Here is a 17,336-nt window from a genome sequence, read left to right as displayed (position 1 = left end):
CGATTCATCAACACTAACAAAATAGTTAAATATTAAGATTTTTTGCAATATTACCTAGATTTTCCCGTCGCCATTTAGCATCAACTTTACGATTTGTCTGCAACTCTAAAACTCGAATTCCTTGACTTGGTAATGGATTTATTTTTCTCTGTAATTCTTCCCAAGAAGTAATTAATTCATGCTGTACACCGTATGTAACGCACAATTGAGCAAAATCAATATTCTGGGGAGTGCCAAAAAACTCTTCAAATGGCGGTTCAAATTTTGCGATGGGTAACATTTCAAAAATGCCCCCGCCGTTATTATTAATTAAAACAATTGTGAGATGACCAACAAATTTATTGCGGATTAAAAAACCATTGGTGTCATGTAATAACGCTAAATCTCCTGTCAAGATGACACTACTTTGTTGATGATGAGCAATTCCTAAAGCGGTGGATAATGTGCCATCAATCCCATTAGCGCCGCGGTTAAAATATGTTTGCACTCTTAAATTATTGGGTTGCCAAAAATACTCTACATCCCGCACAGGCATACTATTAGCAATAAATAAAGGTGTTCCTGGTAGTAGTGTTTGAGATAATAACCAGGCCGCTTTACCTTCAAATAAATATTCCATTTTCGCCATAGTCTGGTCAACCGTGACTCTGACTTTCGCTTCTGCAATACACCAATTTTGCAAATATTCAGATGGTAAATTCTCTTTGTCGCTTTCCCATATCCCCAACTGATCTACACTGATTCGCAGATGAATCGTTCTTCCGTGGAGAGGGTCAAGGTTTTGGTCGCTAGGGTCAATTACCCAGCGTTGGGGTTGTGTAGCACTTAACCAAGTCCGTAATTCTTTACTGGTAGGCATATCTCCCACCTGAATTACCATTTCTGGTGCTAACTGCTTTGCTAATTGCTGATTGCGTAAAATCAGGTCGTAGGTGGAAATTAAATGAGGGTTGAGGTCAGCATAATTTCTCAGTGGCGAAAGTCCTTCAGCGAGGACAGGCCATTGCAGAGTTTGGGAAAGTGTAGCGATCGCTCTACAATAATCTTCAGGATTTTGGGGTTGAGCAACTCCAGCAATAATTATCCCGCGATCGCAATTTTGCCATACTTGAGGAATGGGAAATTGAAAGTGGGGAGTGGGGAGAGTATTTGTAACTGCGGCGAAGAATACTTCTGGGTCAAACTGAAAGTCAGTACCGTCGGGAACTGGTGCAAGAGGGTCACGGAAGGGAATATTTAAATGTACTGACCCTTTTGTTGGTGCTTGCGTTCTCTCCCAAGCATAAATTACCGTTTGCCGCAGATACCCCAGCATTGACATATCTGGGGATGGTACAGCTAACTCAGCTTGCCAATTTGGGTAACTACCATACAATTTCACTTGGTCGATGGTTTGACCAGAGTGACAATCTCGCAGTTCTGGTGGTCTATCGGTAGTTAATACTAGCAGTGGTACACGACTTTCTTTAGCTTCAATTACTGCGGGATAAAAGTTTGCGCCTGCTGTCCCAGACGTACAAACTAGTGCGACAGGTCGTCCGGTGGCTTTAGCTACTCCCAAGGCAAAAAAAGCCGCAGAGCGTTCATCGAGAATAGATATAGCTTCAATATCTGGTACTTGTTGAGCAAAGGCAACTGTTAGGGGTGTAGAACGAGAACCAGGACAAATTACAGCACAAGTTAAACCTAGACGCTTTAATGTCTCCGTCAAGACAAAAGCCCAAAGTTGATTAACATTCCTATAGGCGACCAGCATCAAATCCCAGATAGCTATCAGACAATATTCAATTGTGACATTCTCCCAGACTGACTTTTAGTGAATTTATAGGTTTTCCACCTGTTGTTTGTTAAATTTTGTATGGCAATTTATCTCAAACACAATGGACTGTATTTATTTAACGGGAATTCGCTGCTATGGCTACACGGGATATTTACCAGAAGAACAGGTTTTAGGACAATGGTTTGAAGTGGATATCAAGTTATGGTTAGATCTGTCCCAAGCTGGGGAAACTGATGCGATCGCCGATACTCTGGATTATCGCAGTGTCATTAGTACTATTCAAAATTTAGTCAAAACATCCCGGTTCGCTTTACTCGAAAAGTTAGCAGGTACAATTGCCGACACTATCTTGCAACAGAGCGATCGCGTCACGCAAGTCCAAGTCGTCGTCACCAAACCCGCAGCACCTATTCCTGATTTCGGCGGCAAAATTAGTATTGAATTGACGAGAACAGGGAAAAGGTGACAGGCTACAGGGGACAGAGTTAAAAGACTTTTACTGTAACTACCTTGACTGATAAACCTGAAACATGACCACCTTAGCCAATGACAAAAATTTCTGAAGAAGTGCGGGTTTTTGTTTACGGTACACTCAAACCCGGTGAAGCTAATTATCAAAAATACTGTGCAGGAAAAATGGTAAATGCTCAAAGGGCAGTTATACCAGGCAAACTGTTTGCTTTGCCTTTGGGCTACCCAGCCGTGACACCGGGACAAAATCAAGTCCACGGCTATTTGCTTTCTTTTGCTGAACCAAAAATTTTACAAGCTTTAGATCATCTAGAAGATTACCAACCCAATAGACCAATCACAGAAAACTTTTACAATCGCCAAGAAATTGAAGTTTACACTCCACAAGGCGATGTTCTGGGTTTAGCTTGGGTTTATCTGATGACCTTAGAGCTTGTTAACCAATTAAATGGTACTCTTTTAGCCGATGGTTGGTGGAGTAGCTGCGGTTTAACGCTCACTGAAAATTAATTTAATTCAAGTCTGGCTCAATTTTTTCCAGTCCAGGCTGTGTGAGGTCAATAGTTTTTTCTGGTGTAGTAACTGCTGCTTTCGGAATTTCGATGACGGGATTATTTAAGGCCACCATCAGCGGTGCAGCAGGCGTAGGCGGCGTTTTAGCAACTGGTGTAGATTCTTCTACTTCTACTTGCGGTTTTTGAGCCAACTGCGGTGTTCTAATTTCACTCCCAGGTAGCAAACCAGAAACTACACTAATCACACAAGCTGCAACCGCCGCACCACCAAATGTCCAGGCTAAACGCGAACGACGGCGCAAACGTGAAAATACTTTTTGGGCTGTGACTTCTGGTGATTGTGCGGTATCTGGGACTGGTAGAGTCCGTAAACCTTGCCGCAGTTTCAATAATCTGGCATACAGACATTGAACGGAGGCATCATTTGCCAGCCATTCTTCTACTTGCCTGCGTTCTGTAGCTGTTACCTCTCCATCGAGGTATGCACTTAATAACTCGAAGCGATCGCGCTTCACCATATTCATAGTACCCGTTGATTCATTGGTATGTTGATCCATCCCTTCTGACAAATCTCCAAGAAATTGCAAATGGGAACGGTCGTTAAACTGAGAATCAGTAGTCATCTTAACATTATTACTAATTCATATACGGGTAAACCAAGCCAGCAATTCTCAGAAATTCATCGAGAAATTCATGATTTGTTTCTCTATGACGGCAGAAGCACGCTTTTTGATTCCTGACAATTCTTAATCAATGTTTAAATTCTGGCATTAAACAAAAGAAATAAACTGTAATTTAGGCATCCAGATAATTTTGCAATTGAGCTTGCAATCTGGATCTTGCTCTGGCTATTCTCGATTTTACCGTTCCCAAGGAAACCCCTGTAATTTCGGCAATTTCTTCATAAGCCATGCCTTCGATTTCTCGTAAGACAATTGTAGTGCGAAACACTTCTGGTAAATCGGCGATCGCCTCTCGTAATTGCTCGTAAAACTCTCTAGTGGTCAACTCCTCTTCGGGGCCTGGAGTGTCACCAGCAATTTCCCAATCCATTTCCCCATCCTCTAGGGTGCGGGGAGCATCTAGAGACAAGGGACTGACAACCCGCTTGCGTTTCCGCAATTCATCGTAAAACAAGTTGGTGGCAATCCGGCTTAACCAGCCGCGAAATTTAGCGGGTTCTTGCAATCGGTTAATATTCCGATACACTCGAATCCACACTTCTTGAGCCAAATCGGCTCTATCGGCCCAATCTGGAGCCAAATGGTATAAAACTCGATCAACTTGGGTCTGATAGCGGCGCAGGAGTTCTGCAAACGCAACACGATCTGGACGCAATCCCACTTGACAGCGCAAAATTAGATCGTGATTTGAGAGTTTGTCAACTTGCACCGATGCTTCTGAACACTTCGCATCAACCGTTGACCAGGATACAGCAATCGATTGACTCATAGATCGTATTGGCTTTAAATCATCCCTTACTATTAGACCTATTAACTGACTGGATGTTCCGCAATTAAGTGCCGGATTAATGACTGGAACATCAAAGTGGAGAATCTGGATGAGATTTCTGTTAGCCCGAACAGTGATAAACTCTAGTTTTTACCCGAAAAGTAGCAATTTCAGTGGGATAAGACCACATTTATACTCATAGGTATTTTACGTATAATTGTGCTGCTGATCGCAACTGACTATTTACCTTTGACAAATTCAAGTTTGTGTGCATTCCCATCACTGGGTTATAGTCACTAGTTTTGAGATGACGTGATCAGAGGTTAAGGGGAGCAAGTCAGGCTGGATGGGAAAAATCTGGATCTGCTGACAGACAAATAGCTAAATTTCTGAGCTTCTACTTTTAATACTGAATTGATGTTAGAGAAGCCGTTAGACTGTTTTAGAGATCGTGGTAACTTCACTAAGGGTAGAGTAGAATCTTGGTTCTGGTGATTGTTTCCAGAAATTATGAAGCTCGCAGAAATTCATAATTATTCATTATGAGTCAGGAATTATGAATTTCTGCTGGCATCCTTTAAAAGGAATGTTATTTTTCCGGTCTAGTTACCAGAATTGTATTTTTTTCTGGATGTTCCTGATAAATAGCACCAGTATTAGTTGGATTTGGTATCCGCACTTGAAGAAAGAAATTAATGGAAAATGTGATTGTGATTGCAAGCAATAGTTTTTCAAACATGGATTTCCTCCCACCCACACCATTAATAATTGATTCCCGCACTTGGAGAGTTCTAGAAAAAAGCCTGAACGGAAGAAACCTTCGCTCGGTCTTTACAGGAATCAAGGTTTCTCACCAGAAGTCTTATTTGCTGGGACATTCGCTTAGACTTAGTTTGCCCAGAAAGATTGGCAAATTTATAAGGAAACAGATAAGTATTTATAAATTATTGATAATTGGATGATGAGCGCATTCAATTATTCCAAGAGATGGATCTGTCAGGGATAAATAATAGGCGATCGCAATGGTAAGAAATGAATCTGTAACGCGAATAGCAATGTTTCTCTGTTTTGGCACAGCCATCTTATCGTTAGCTGTCCATTGGCGAGTGACAACAACGCAACAACAGTCAGATAATTTAGCCACTAATCGGAAATTTCCTGGAAGTATAGGGGAAACAGCTTTTGGTGCATCTACAACTGCTGGTGAACCGTTGAGGGGGCAAAATCCGCAAGGGAATTCTGACATTTTGCCTCATCATAAGTCGGGTACAGTTATCCAAAATGTAGCTAGGGACACTGATATACCCAATAACAAGCAATTAGTTGCTTTAGAAGCAGAACAAACAGAAAATCTCAATCCTGATGCTCAACCGCGCTCCTTTTTTACCCAGTTTTCCAATCAACAAAAAACTTCTAATAAATTGGGATTGAAAACACAAGTAGTAGTTGATTTAAGCGATCGCCGCACTTATGTTTATCAAGGAGATTTAGTTATAGCTAGTTACCCAATTGCTGTAGGCAAGAAAGGCTGGGAAACACCTACGGGTTCTTTTGAAGTGATGAATATGCAGCATGACCCGATCTGGCGACACCCCATCACTGGCAAAGTCTTTCCGCCAGGAACTGATAGTCCTTTAGGTGAACGCTGGATTGGTTTTTGGACAGATGGACGCAACGAAATTGGCTTTCACGGCACACCGGATATCCACCTGCTGGGGACGGCTATTTCTCACGGTTGCTTGAGAATGCGTAATTCTGATGTGCGTTTGTTATATGACCAAGTTAAAGTTGGCACATTGGTAACAGTGCGTGATTAATCAAGAGTCAACAGTCCCTAGTCAAGAGTCTCTAGTCAAAACAGATTGACCATTGACTATTGACTCTAATTTATTTTTGCTCAAAGCTAGGGGCGTAAACTTGAAGTAAGTTACTAACTTGGCGGAGAACTTCATTACCAGTGTTTTTGGGCAAAAATGGTGTTCTATTATCGTTTGGTTGGTCGAGGTTACGACCGATGGCTTCACTGACTTGTTGGGAAATCAACTCTTGTAGGTCGGCTTTAGCACGTAGACGTTGATAGTTAGCACCTTCTTCTGTGGTGGCATATAAAGGTGGTAAGCGGTTGAGGGCATAAGCGGCGATATCACCCACATCTAGAGAACTTTCGCTGGTAGCTTCAATTTCAGCGACGCGGGCGATCGCTTCAGTCAAGACTAATTCTTCCATGACGTTGATAAATTGTTTGCGAGGCACCGCCACTACCTCACCAGTTAATAAGGCTCCCATTAATCGATCTAGGGCCATATACTCTTCTATCGAGAGTTCCGATGCGTTATCACAAATTCGCCCAACTTCTGCTTCCATTGCTGGTGTGAGATAACCATCCTGAAGAGCTTGTTCTACAATTTTTTCAATACTCATAACGCTCATCTTGTTTAAGCCACCCAAGTAAGGTAAGGACGGTACAAATCCAATTTATCTTGCCCAATTATCGGTGCATAATCTACAAATTATGCACACACAATATTAATTCACATTTATTATTCAAAAACCTGTGTTCGCCAGGGTACTGGGTCAACAGATTGGCCATTGACATATAAACCCCAGTGCAAATGCGGCCCTGTAGCAGCACCTGTTGAACCCACTGCGCCAATTAATTGACCAGCTTTCACAAAGTCGCCTTCCTTAACGTTAATGCGACTTAAATGTAAGAATATGCTTGTCACTCCTTGACCGTGATCAATGCCAACTACATTACCGTGAATGCGGAAGCCTTGAGACACTTTACCAACTAAAGCAACTCGCCCAGATGCTGGAGCAGTTACAGGTGAACCTGTGCCTCCGGCGTAGTCAACACCCCGATGATAATAATCCTTAGCAAATTTACCATTATAGTAACGACGTACGCCATAGATTGTACTAATCCGGGCTTTACTTGGGGCAAGAAATTTACCGTCCCAATATTTTTCTGGTGTTTGCAAGGCTTTGAAAGCTGCTACACGCTTGAGTTCATACTCAGTAGCGCCATCGGCAGATTTGCCTGGTGGTAATGTGATGCGTTGTATCGGAAACTTGCGCGATCGCAATTTGACGCTTAAGTTCTTGACTTGACCATCTCCGGCGATTTTTAAGGTTCTCGTTCCTGCTGTTTCTAGGGGAGTTGTGGGAATGAAGGCGCGATATTTATTCGGGGAAACGGCAAAAGCTGGGTAAGTTTTTTCGCCTACTACCACTGTTGGTGGCTGATTATCTTGTTGAGTGACATCAACCATTACAGACAGAGTATCTCCCAACTGCGGATTAGTGGGAGATAACTGGACTTGCAAAGCCGCTGCTGGCAATGCCAAGGCTAGGGGGAAAGATACAAATATCCCATAGAAAAAATTGGTGGTGTGGCGACTTACTTGCCAACTCTGAGAATTTCTCGCGCGATTCTCGATAGCCATAGAAATACAATATAATCCCTTACTTTTGTTCACAAACAGACCAGATGGCTCTCAGGTTTTTTAACCACAGCCGATATTTTTAAACATCATAATATGCGGTCAATAAACATTCTCATGAATAAGCTATACCTATTTGGATGCGATCGCCAATGATCATCATTCATTTAAATTAAATACTATATCTGGTGAAGGAAAAACTAGGCTGTCTGAAAGGGTTGGGAGATTTTTGAGCAACCCCTGAAGGAGCCGATACACTATAGTGTCCTAACATTGATAATCCAATTAGAAGTTGTATCAAAAATTAGTAAAATGGTTGCGGCCAACTAGCTAAACCAGATTAACCACAAAGGTAGCGCCATAAATAAGCCGATAAACGTCAAAGCAATACTGCTGGCTAATAAGTTTCGGTCTAGGTCATACACTTCTGCCAAAATTAGTACAGAAAGCCCTGTGGGTGTTCCTGACATTAACACCAGAACTAGACGTTCTTCTCCAGTTACACCGAAAAAGGTTGCGCCTAAGCCCACTAGTACAGGTACAACAAATACCTTTAGCACACTGGCAATAGAAGCAATTTTTAAACTTTTCCAGCCTGTAATTGTACCTAGTCGCAGGCCGACAAGTAACAAAGCAAAGGCGATAACTACCCAAACAGCTTGTTCTAATCCTGACTCAATTACGGCTGGTAATGGCACAAATTGAGTACTCACGCCCAAAAAAAATGTCCACAAGCTGGGAACTGTAACTAAATCTCGTAACTGAGTCCACCACTGGGTATTGATTTTGCTTTTGCCAAAGTAGCTAGCAATTAAGACCGCAATGCCATAAGTACCAATCACATTGTTGGTAACGCTGAATAAAACTGCCCAGTCGTTGTTTTTGGGACTAGTTAGTACTTGGGTGAGTGTAAGTCCAACAAAACCTGTGTTACCTAAAATGGCAGCTAGAATAAAACTGCCCAAACTGGCTTGCATCAATGGGATGTCTACTGCCAAGTCTGAATTTGGCAAATCTGGTTGCTGTTTTTGATTTTTCAACCATTGTAAAACTTGCCAAATCAATAACGCTAAAATCAGACTCAGCAGTAATACTCCAACTGCAACTCCAGGTATAACGAAGCCGTGAGATAAATCAGTATGACGCGCCAAAACTAAAATTTGTAATGGCACCCCCACCCAATACAACCCATTACCAAGCCACTTCAGGAAACTATCTGGAATTAACCGAGAGCCTAGTAATCCGATACCAACCCAAATGAGAAAAGGGGTATAAGCATGAATCAGACTGTCAATCATTGTCGGATGGCACCTTGGTTAGGGTGTCAAAAAGGATGCTGTTGCTAGTATGCCAGCACAGCGCCCTTTATGATTTAATTTGCATAGGCCGCCATCGGCAAACAAGCACAAACAAAATTTCTGTCACCGAAAGCTGCATCAATACGACCTACACTAGGCCAGAATTTAGCTTCGCGCGTCCAAGGTGCGGGGTAGGCGGCTTGTTCGCGGGAATAGGGATGAGTCCATTCCCCAGCGATGAGACTTTCGGCGGTGTGGGGTGCGTTCTTCAAAAGATTATCTTCAATATCCATTTTGCCTGATTCGATGTCGGCAATTTCTTGACGAATAGCAATTAGGGCATCACAAAAACGGTCTAATTCTTCCTTCGATTCGCTTTCTGTGGGTTCCACCATGATAGTTCCAGCTACAGGCCAGGAGACAGTCGGCGCATGGAAACCATAGTCCATTAAGCGTTTAGCAATATCATCAATGTCGATATTGGCGGATTTTTTGAGCGATCGCAAATCTAAAATACACTCATGGGCAACTAGGCCATTTTTGCCTTTGTACAAAACTGGATAGTAGGTTTCGAGCCGCTTGGCAATATAGTTAGCATTGAGTATTGCCACTTTGGTTGCTTCCGTCAAACCAGCCGCCCCCATCATAGCGATGTACATCCAAGAAATTACCAAAATGCTGGCACTACCCCAAGGTGCGGCGGCGACTGCGCTTTTTGAGTGCTGAGTGCTAAGTGCTGTTAGCGGTAGCGGGGCGTTTAGCCCGTGCTGAGTGGATTTATTGAGAGGAACTACGGCGTGTCCTGGGAGGAAGGGTACGAGATGGGCGGCTACACCAATTGGCCCCATACCTGGGCCGCCGCCACCGTGAGGGATACAGAAGGTTTTGTGCAGATTCAAGTGACAAACATCTGCACCAATATCGCCGGGACGACACAGCCCGACTTGGGCGTTCATGTTTGCCCCATCCATATATACTTGTCCACCGTGGCGATGCACAATATCACAAATTTCTTCAATACCTTCCTCAAAGACACCGTGGGTTGAGGGATATGTCACCATCAACGCTGCAAGTTCACTACTGTGCTTTTCTGCTTTGGCTTTGAGGTCATCAACATCAATGTTACCGTCAGCGTCACAGGCAACTGCTACCACCTTCATTCCACACATAACCGCACTGGCGGGATTTGTCCCGTGGGCGGAGGTGGGAATTAAACAAACGTTGCGGTGTGCTTCGCCGCGACTAGCATGATATTCGTGAATGACTAACAGTCCAGCGTATTCCCCTTGGGAACCGGCATTTGGTTGTAGAGAAATTGCCGCAAACCCAGTAATTTCGGCTAACCAAGCCTCAAGTTGCTGGAAGAGAATTTGATAACCCCAGGTTTGCGATGATGGTGCAAAGGGATGTATCTTACCAAATTCTTCCCAACTGACGGGAATCATCTCAGCTGTGGCATTTAGCTTCATGGTACAAGAACCCAAGGGGATCATCGATGTTGTTAGCGATAAATCTTTGGTTTCTAGTTTGTGCAGGTAACGCAACAACTCTGTTTCGGAGTGATAGCGGTTAAATACGGGATGGGTGAGGTAGCTGCTTTGACGAGATAGGAAAATATCAGAAGTTGAGTTAGTGAATTCTTCTATCGTGAAAGGTAATTCATCTTTACCAGCGAAAATTTGCCACAGGTCAATTAAATCTTCTGCTGTAGTTGTTTCATCTAAAGAAATACCAACGGCAGTCTCATCAAAAATCCGTAAGTTGATATTCCTACCTTGGCAACTTTCCAGAATAGCTTTGAGGCTGTGGCTTCCTAACTCTACTCGTAATGTATCAAAGATATTTTCCGAACTAATTTGATAACCCAGACGCTTTAATCCTGCTGTCAAAAGTACAGTTAGCTTGTGGATATTTTCAGCAATATTTTTCAGTCCTGCTGGCCCGTGATAGACGACGTACATACCCGCCATCACAGCCAGTAGTACCTGGGCAGTACAAATATTACTTGTCGCTTTTTCCCGTCGGATGTGTTGTTCGCGGGTTTGGAGTGCTAGACGTAATGCTGGCTTACCGTTGACATCTTTGGATAGTCCGACAATGCGCCCTGGAACTTGGCGTTTATAGTCTTCTTTGGTGGCAAAGTAGGCTGCATGAGGCCCCCCAAAGCCCAAGGGAATACCAAAGCGTTGAGTGCTACCTACGGCAATATCAGCACCAAATTCACCGGGTGGGGTAAGTAAAGTTAAGCTGAGGGGGTCGGCGGCGACTGTAACTAAAGCCCCGACTGCATGGGCTTTGTCTACGAAGGCGCGATAGTCGTAAATAGTGCCGTCAGTGGCGGGGTATTGCAAGACTGCGCCAAAAATTGGTTCAGCAAAATCAAAGGTTTGATGGTCGCCGATAATAATGTTAATTCCTAGAGGTTTCGCCCGTGTTTGCAACACATCGATAGTTTGAGGATGACAGTCACGGGAAACAAAGTAGCTATGGGCTTGAGTTTTGCTGACACCATAACTCAGACTCATAGCTTCGGCGGCGGCGGTGGCTTCATCAAGTAATGAAGCGTTGGCAATTTCCAAACCTGTTAAGTCAATAATCATGGTTTGGAAATTCAGCAGTGCTTCTAACCGTCCTTGGGCAATTTCTGGCTGATAAGGTGTGTAAGCAGTATACCAACCGGGATTCTCTAAGATATTACGTCCAATTACTGGGGGTGTAACGCAGTCGTAATATCCCATACCAATGTAGGAACGGCACACTTGATTTTTTGCCGCAATATTTTTTAATTTTGCTAGTGCGGCGTACTCATTTTGTGCGTCGGGTAATTGTAGTGTTTGCTGCGATCGGATGGCTTGTGGTACTGTGCGATCGATGAGGTCGTCTAGGCTGGTAAAACCCAACAATTCCAGCATTTGCTTGATTTCATCGGGGTTAGGGCCTATGTGCCGTTCTATAAAATTAGAAGACGGTGAATTTGCTGGGATGGTAGACTTGGACTGAGGGGTATTAGATACCACAAATTGAACTCCGGACGCAACTATTTAATATTTTGCAATAAAAAATACTTTTAAGAAGTGAACATTAAATAAAAGGGGCTAGAGGTTAGGGACTAGAAATTCTAGATTGTGGATGTTTGATTGCAACCAAAGCAAAATCGTAAACCAAATATTTTATCCCATACCTAGTAACTTGTACCTAATCCCTAATCCCCAAGACTCTTACTCTCCTTCTACTAGGGCGCTGTATTGTTCCGCCGTCAAGGTATTGTTAAGTTCACCGGGGTCATCAACGCGTACTTTCAAAAACCACCCCTCGCCGTAGGGGTCGTCTGACACTGCTTCAGGATCATCAATCAAGGGTTCATTACGTTCTACTACTGTGCCGGTTACTGGTGAAACTAGTGTTTCAACGGCTTTGACTGATTCAACTGTGCCAAAATCACCACCTTTATCAACAGTAGTACCAACTTCTGGCAAGTCTATAAACACGATATCACCTAATTGATTTATGGCGAATTGAGTAATACCAATGGTAGCAATATCATCATCTAGGCGTACGTATTCATGACTATCCAGATATTTCAAATCATCAGGATATTCAGACATATAAATTACCCTCCAATATTAAAAAAATTATTGTTGCAACAGTAATGCTGGTCATATTTGATCATGAGCTTTACTGTAGATTGAGTAGTTCACAACACATTATTCCTTATATAGAACTTACACACAAAGGTTATTTGTGGAGATTGGGTGTCAGGGTTTTGTTCATTTACAGAATATACCCCTCTATTCACAGGTGTAGGTTTTTGATCAAAGGGTGAGTTTGGACTCTTTGATATACGAAGTCATCAGCTTTTTCTCTCTTGTCTCATTTAAAACTCATACTTTAGTTTTTGACCGATAAAAGGGACGTTTAACTACAACTGTGGGGTAGGCTTTACCGCGAATTTCTACTTCTAACTGTTGACCGACTTTTCCTAGTTTATTGGGAACGTAGGCCAAGGCAACTGGGTAACCAAGTGTAGGAGAGATAGTTCCACTGGTAACTTCTCCGACAACTTTGCCTGCTGATAACACTTGGTAGCCGTGACGCGCTATATTACGCCCTTGCATTTGTAAACCTACGAGTCGGCGTTGCACTCCGTTGGCTTTTTGCTGTTCTAATACTGTCCGACCAATAAAGTCGCCTTTACTATCGAGGTGAACTAACCAGCCTAAACCTGCTTCTAGGGGTGTGGTATTATCGTCGATATCTTGGCCATATAAGGCCATTGCGGCTTCTAAACGCAGGGTATCTCTTGCACCCAGTCCAGCCGGAACAACACCAGCAGCGTAGAGACTACGCCATAGTTCTATGCCGATTTCTGGGTCTACCATGATTTCAAAGCCGTCTTCCCCGGTGTAACCTGTACGGGCGATGAAGGCGGGTTTACCGAAGATGGTTGCTTGTAAATGACCAAAGGCTTTAATTGGTTGTAAGTCTTCTGTGACAAATGGCTGGAGATATTTAACAGCTTGTGGCCCTTGCAGGGCAATTAAAACTTTTTCGGGTGAGAGGTCTTGAAATTGGATTTCATCTAAGTTGAGGTTTTGCAATAGCCATGTTTTATCTTTGGCTGTGGTCGCTGCATTGACAACGATCGCCACTTTCTCTTCACCTTGATGATAAACAATAATATCGTCAATAATTCCCCCTTGGGGATTGAGCAATACTGTATACTGCGCTTGCCCAGGTTGTAAGCGACTCAAGTCTGAAGGTACTAAACCCTGGAGTTGGTCAATGACTGTTTTACCTTCCAGGGTGAATTTACCCATGTGGGAAATATCAAACATCCCAGCAGCATTTCTCACCGCTTCGTGTTCGCTGGTAATACTGCTGTATTGTACAGGCATTTCCCAACCACCAAAGCTGGTGAAGCGGGCTTTGAGTTCTACACCCAGTTGATATAAAGGAGTTCGCGCCAAGGATGCGGCGATGTTTTCTTGATTAGCCACAGGTAGTTATGCTCTTCAACTTCTATATATCCTAAGTCAAGGCAGAAATTTTATACTTCAGACTTCACCCTTCAGACTTCAAGCTAGTAATGTTATTTATAGGAGTGTTGAGATTTGTTAAGAATAGATTATGAAATATTTCCGCATACTAGCTAGTTTTGCTTTAGCGATGGTTCTATTTTTATTTCCCTTGTCGGCGGAGGCTGCTAGTTCTTCGAGTATTACCCGTTCGGCTGGGGATGAAATTAAGGGAAAAGATTTTTCTGGTCAAAGTTTAGTTGGGAGTGAGTTTACCAACATTGATTTAGAAAATGCGAATTTTAGCAATGCTGACTTACGTGGAGGCGTGTTTAACGGTATTGCCCTGGAAGGGGTGAATCTGCACGGTGTAGATTTTAGCAATGGCATAGCTTATCTAGCTAGGTTCAAAAACGCAGATTTAAGTGATGCAGTTTTGACAGATGCGATGATGCTGCGATCGACCTTTGATAATGTGGAAATTACAGGTGCTGATTTCACTAATGCAGTTTTAGATGGGACACAGGTGAAAAAACTCTGTGCTAAAGCTAGTGGTATAAATTCTAAAACTGGTGTGGACACCCGCGAGTCTTTAGGTTGTAAGTAAAGTTATACAAATAACCCTCCCCAATATCGGGAGGGTTATTAATGTAAATTTCATAACGCAGAGAAGCCGAATAATATATCAAGTTTTGGATGTTTGGTAGCGTTCTAATTACTCTGGATTTGTCGCTTTGTCATCCGTTAAGTGCAAAGTTTTTTCTATTTGAAATCTTTGTTCGACGTTACGTAAAAAATACCCGTCTACCATTGCCGAACCTAATAATCTACCCAATTCTTCACGGTTAGTAGTAACCATAGTATTAAATCTGTCGTGAGGTAAATTTCCCAACATAGCTACAATAGCCTGTTGAATTAACTGTAAAACTTCTGGCGAATCTGGTTTAGATAGTTGAACAACTGTGTCTCGATTGAGAGATTGGACGTATTGCCAAAACTGATTTTGGTTAACATCTTCTGGCATAAAATTATCTGGCTGATGATGGGAAAGATTACTCATAGTATTATTTCTGGTTGCACTTCACTATATTGAATTTATCAGGTTTTCTAGATCAAGAAAATTCAGATTAACCGAACATCCTCAATCTGGTTTTTTCTCCAGCGGAAATTTGGTTGTATGAGTTACCTATCTTACTTAGTAATTAAAAATATATTTTTTAGAGTTTATGTATCATAAATTACTCACAAAACATTTATGCAATAATATAAATTTTTGACAAAATTTAGGCAAATACCAAATTAATTTGATAACATCATAAAACTGTTATTGAATTGCACAGGATAACTCTGTAAAACTATCTTGGCATATACAGTTTGTTAATAGCTGGCAACTTGCTTATTAACTTATATCTGCTGAATTTATAGCAATTCTCAGGCAGATGAAATACACCCCACCCGCGCTGTCGCGCACCCTCCCCTTGGCAAGAGGAGGGTTGGGGAGGGGTAATTTTGTAACACATCAGAGTTGGAAACGCTATAGCTATTTTGCTATAGCCTAATTGATTGTTTTTAAATTTTCCTCTTCAGAAAAGCATCTATCTCTATTGACCGCTGCAAGTATTCAATTTGGAGACAGAAATGAAAAAGTTAGTTCCGTTTATCATCAGTAGCATTCTGTTAGTTGGTGCTTTTGGTTGTCAAGAAACACCTAAAGATGCGGCTAAAATTCCTAGCATTAATAATGAAGCTTCTTCAGCATCTGCAAAACCCGCTTCACAGATTACTCAAACGACAGACAAAACACCAAAGACTGCAACTGAAAAAACAGCAGCAACAAAAAATACTCCTGTAACTCCGAAATCTGAAAGTGGATTAAAAGATGAAGTTACCAAAAAGCTGAAAGCAGACTTACCAAACAATAAATTAGAGGTGGAAGCAAAAGCTGGTGACATCGTAATTAAAGGTACTGCTGCTTCTAGTGCAGAATTACAGAAAGCCGAAAAATTAGTCAAGGAAGTTCCAGGTGTAAAGAGTGTAAAAATAGAAGCAAAAGTGCTAGTGCCAAACAAAATTTAAATCTAGCTAAAAATTAGTTTGACAGGACTTAAATCTATGTAAGTCCTGTTTTTTATTGCTGATATTTTTGATTGATTATTTGATACCTGGACAAAGGTAAAGAATCATTACCGGATTCACTTAATTTGTATTTGACAGGGATAATTACTGTATTTTGTGCATCACAACAGATGTTTGATAACTTAAAGTTTAAATGTGAGGGTGCTGTGAATACAAGTGTTGATTTAAAGTGCTTATCTAGATTCATAAACATAACTAAATATACGAAAGTAGCTATCCCGGTGATTAGTCTCGCCTTGGCAGCAATTATGCCTAGTGCGGCTGTCGCTGAGACTGTTATGCAAAAAGTTGCGCGTACAGGAGTACTGACTGCTGGTACTAGTAAAGATGCACTGCCTTTTGCATATACCGATAACCAAGGTAAATTGACTGGTTATTCGGTAGATATGTTGAATGTGATTAAACAACAATTAGAAAAACAATTAGGCAAAAAAAATCAATTAAAATTGGTTGGTTTGACTCCTGCACAGCGGATTCCGAAAATAGTTAAACGGGAAGTTGATATTGTTTGCGATGCTAGTAGTTTTACCTGGGAAAGAGATAAACAAGTTGATTTTTCGGTGAGTTATGGTGTGACTGGGACGCAATTATTAGTGAAATCAGGAAGTAATATTGGTTCGGCTGAGTCTTTGGTTGGTAAACGAATTGGTGTGTTGGCGCAAACTACAAATGAACTGGCAATTAAACAGGTACAACCCCAGTCCAAATTAGTTTATTTGAAAACTCGTGCAGAAGGTTATACGGCTTTGGAACAAGGGAAAATAGATGCTTTTGCATCCGATAGTATTTTGTTGGAGGGATGGTTGCAAAAGGCCAAAAATCCTGATAATTTTGCGATCGCACCTGATAGACCTTTTTCACGAGAAGGTATCGCTTGCATGGTTCCAGAGGATAATTCTAAATTTCTCGACGCTGTAAATTATTCCCTGGTCAAGTTTATGCAAGGCTTTGTTAATGGCGATAGTCAATATGTAGCTATTTTTGACCGTTGGTTCGGGCCGCAAGGCGCTGTTTTTCTCAATCGAGATTTACGCGATTTAACTGTGGAAACGATGCAATTGGTGATTGAATTTCGTGAGGAAATTCCGAAAAGAGAGTTTTGATTAAGGGTGTGAGGGTGTATGGAAAAATATATGACTCATACCATTTCACTTTATGGATGATGCAAATACAGGTGTAGGGGCAAACAGCCGTTTGCCCCTACGAGTTCTTGTATGTGTATCAAG

General features: G+C 42.0%; 16 protein-coding genes. 6 read left to right on the top strand and 10 right to left on the bottom strand.

The window, feature by feature from the left end:
* Positions 1–25 precede the first annotated feature (25 nt).
* Complete coding sequence (menD, locus tag IQ244_RS12670) at positions 26–1,756, bottom strand: 2-succinyl-5-enolpyruvyl-6-hydroxy-3-cyclohexene-1-carboxylic-acid synthase (protein ID WP_193894467.1); 1,731 nt, start codon at positions 1,754–1,756, stop codon at positions 26–28.
* A 124-nt stretch (positions 1,757–1,880) separates the two neighbouring features.
* Here menD and folB point away from each other — a divergent pair, with 124 nt between their 5' ends.
* Together folB and IQ244_RS12660 are read left to right on the top strand one after the other, a co-directional pair.
* Positions 1,881–2,246 carry a dihydroneopterin aldolase gene (gene folB / locus IQ244_RS12665; protein ID WP_193894465.1) on the top strand — a complete coding sequence of 122 codons (366 nt, stop codon included), beginning with the start codon at positions 1,881–1,883 and terminating at the stop codon, positions 2,244–2,246.
* A gap of 80 nt (positions 2,247–2,326) precedes the next feature.
* Entirely contained in the window at positions 2,327–2,761 is a 435-nt protein-coding gene (locus IQ244_RS12660; RefSeq protein WP_193894463.1) for a gamma-glutamylcyclotransferase family protein, read from the top strand.
* A 1-nt stretch (position 2,762) separates the two neighbouring features.
* On the opposite strand, the gene IQ244_RS12655 is transcribed toward IQ244_RS12660, so the two are convergent.
* Positions 2,763–3,389 carry an anti-sigma factor family protein gene (locus IQ244_RS12655; RefSeq protein WP_193894461.1) on the bottom strand — a complete coding sequence of 209 codons (627 nt, stop codon included), beginning with the start codon at positions 3,387–3,389 and terminating at the stop codon, positions 2,763–2,765.
* Between the two features lie 172 nt (positions 3,390–3,561).
* Positions 3,562–4,218, bottom strand: a complete 657-nt coding sequence (locus IQ244_RS12650; protein ID WP_193894459.1) for a sigma-70 family RNA polymerase sigma factor — start codon at positions 4,216–4,218, stop codon at positions 3,562–3,564.
* 1,022 nt (positions 4,219–5,240) lie between these two features.
* On the opposite strand from IQ244_RS12650, the gene IQ244_RS12645 reads away from it, so the two are divergent.
* On the top strand, positions 5,241–6,035 hold the full coding sequence (locus tag IQ244_RS12645; RefSeq protein ID WP_193894457.1) for a L,D-transpeptidase: 795 nt from the start codon (positions 5,241–5,243) through the stop codon (positions 6,033–6,035).
* A 70-nt stretch (positions 6,036–6,105) separates the two neighbouring features.
* On the opposite strand, the gene IQ244_RS12640 is transcribed toward IQ244_RS12645, so the two are convergent.
* The 6 genes from IQ244_RS12640 to gcvT form a co-directional block, all read right to left on the bottom strand.
* Positions 6,106–6,639 carry a late competence development ComFB family protein gene (locus IQ244_RS12640; protein ID WP_193894455.1) on the bottom strand — a complete coding sequence of 178 codons (534 nt, stop codon included), beginning with the start codon at positions 6,637–6,639 and terminating at the stop codon, positions 6,106–6,108.
* 119 nt (positions 6,640–6,758) lie between these two features.
* Positions 6,759–7,664, bottom strand: coding sequence for a M23 family metallopeptidase (locus IQ244_RS12635; RefSeq protein ID WP_193894453.1), 906 nt, complete (start codon positions 7,662–7,664; stop codon positions 6,759–6,761).
* 323 nt (positions 7,665–7,987) lie between these two features.
* A complete protein-coding gene (locus tag IQ244_RS12630; RefSeq protein WP_193894451.1) occupies positions 7,988–8,959 on the bottom strand; it encodes an AEC family transporter in 972 nt (323 codons plus the stop codon).
* 74 nt (positions 8,960–9,033) lie between these two features.
* On the bottom strand, positions 9,034–11,871 hold the full coding sequence (gene gcvP / locus IQ244_RS12625) for an aminomethyl-transferring glycine dehydrogenase (RefSeq protein ID WP_416209773.1): 2,838 nt from the start codon (positions 11,869–11,871) through the stop codon (positions 9,034–9,036).
* Positions 11,872–12,177: 306 nt separating this feature from the next.
* Positions 12,178–12,564, bottom strand: coding sequence for a glycine cleavage system protein GcvH (gene gcvH / locus IQ244_RS12620; RefSeq protein ID WP_193894447.1), 387 nt, complete (start codon positions 12,562–12,564; stop codon positions 12,178–12,180).
* A gap of 276 nt (positions 12,565–12,840) precedes the next feature.
* Positions 12,841–13,956 carry a glycine cleavage system aminomethyltransferase GcvT gene (gcvT, locus tag IQ244_RS12615; protein ID WP_193894445.1) on the bottom strand — a complete coding sequence of 372 codons (1,116 nt, stop codon included), beginning with the start codon at positions 13,954–13,956 and terminating at the stop codon, positions 12,841–12,843.
* 130 nt (positions 13,957–14,086) lie between these two features.
* On the opposite strand from gcvT, the gene IQ244_RS12610 reads away from it, so the two are divergent.
* The gene (locus IQ244_RS12610; RefSeq protein WP_193894443.1) at positions 14,087–14,581 is read left to right on the top strand and encodes a pentapeptide repeat-containing protein; all 495 of its coding nucleotides are present in this window, start codon (positions 14,087–14,089) and stop codon (positions 14,579–14,581) included.
* A 108-nt stretch (positions 14,582–14,689) separates the two neighbouring features.
* On the opposite strand, the gene IQ244_RS12605 is transcribed toward IQ244_RS12610, so the two are convergent.
* Positions 14,690–15,034, bottom strand: coding sequence for a DUF760 domain-containing protein (locus IQ244_RS12605; protein WP_193894441.1), 345 nt, complete (start codon positions 15,032–15,034; stop codon positions 14,690–14,692).
* A gap of 578 nt (positions 15,035–15,612) precedes the next feature.
* Between IQ244_RS12605 and IQ244_RS12600 the strand changes: the two genes are divergently transcribed.
* A complete protein-coding gene (locus IQ244_RS12600; RefSeq protein WP_193894439.1) occupies positions 15,613–16,050 on the top strand; it encodes a BON domain-containing protein in 438 nt (145 codons plus the stop codon).
* A gap of 308 nt (positions 16,051–16,358) precedes the next feature.
* Positions 16,359–17,213 (top strand): amino acid ABC transporter substrate-binding protein, encoded by an 855-nt coding sequence (locus tag IQ244_RS12595; RefSeq protein WP_193894605.1) that lies wholly within the window; start codon positions 16,359–16,361, stop codon positions 17,211–17,213.
* The last annotated feature ends 123 nt before the right edge of the window (positions 17,214–17,336 follow it).

This window comes from Nostoc sp. LEGE 06077, assembly GCF_015207705.1.
GTDB lineage: Bacteria > Cyanobacteriota > Cyanobacteriia > Cyanobacteriales > Nostocaceae > Nostoc_B.
Note: the sequence above shows the minus strand (reverse complement) of the source record. Positions and strands in the feature narration are given on the sequence as shown.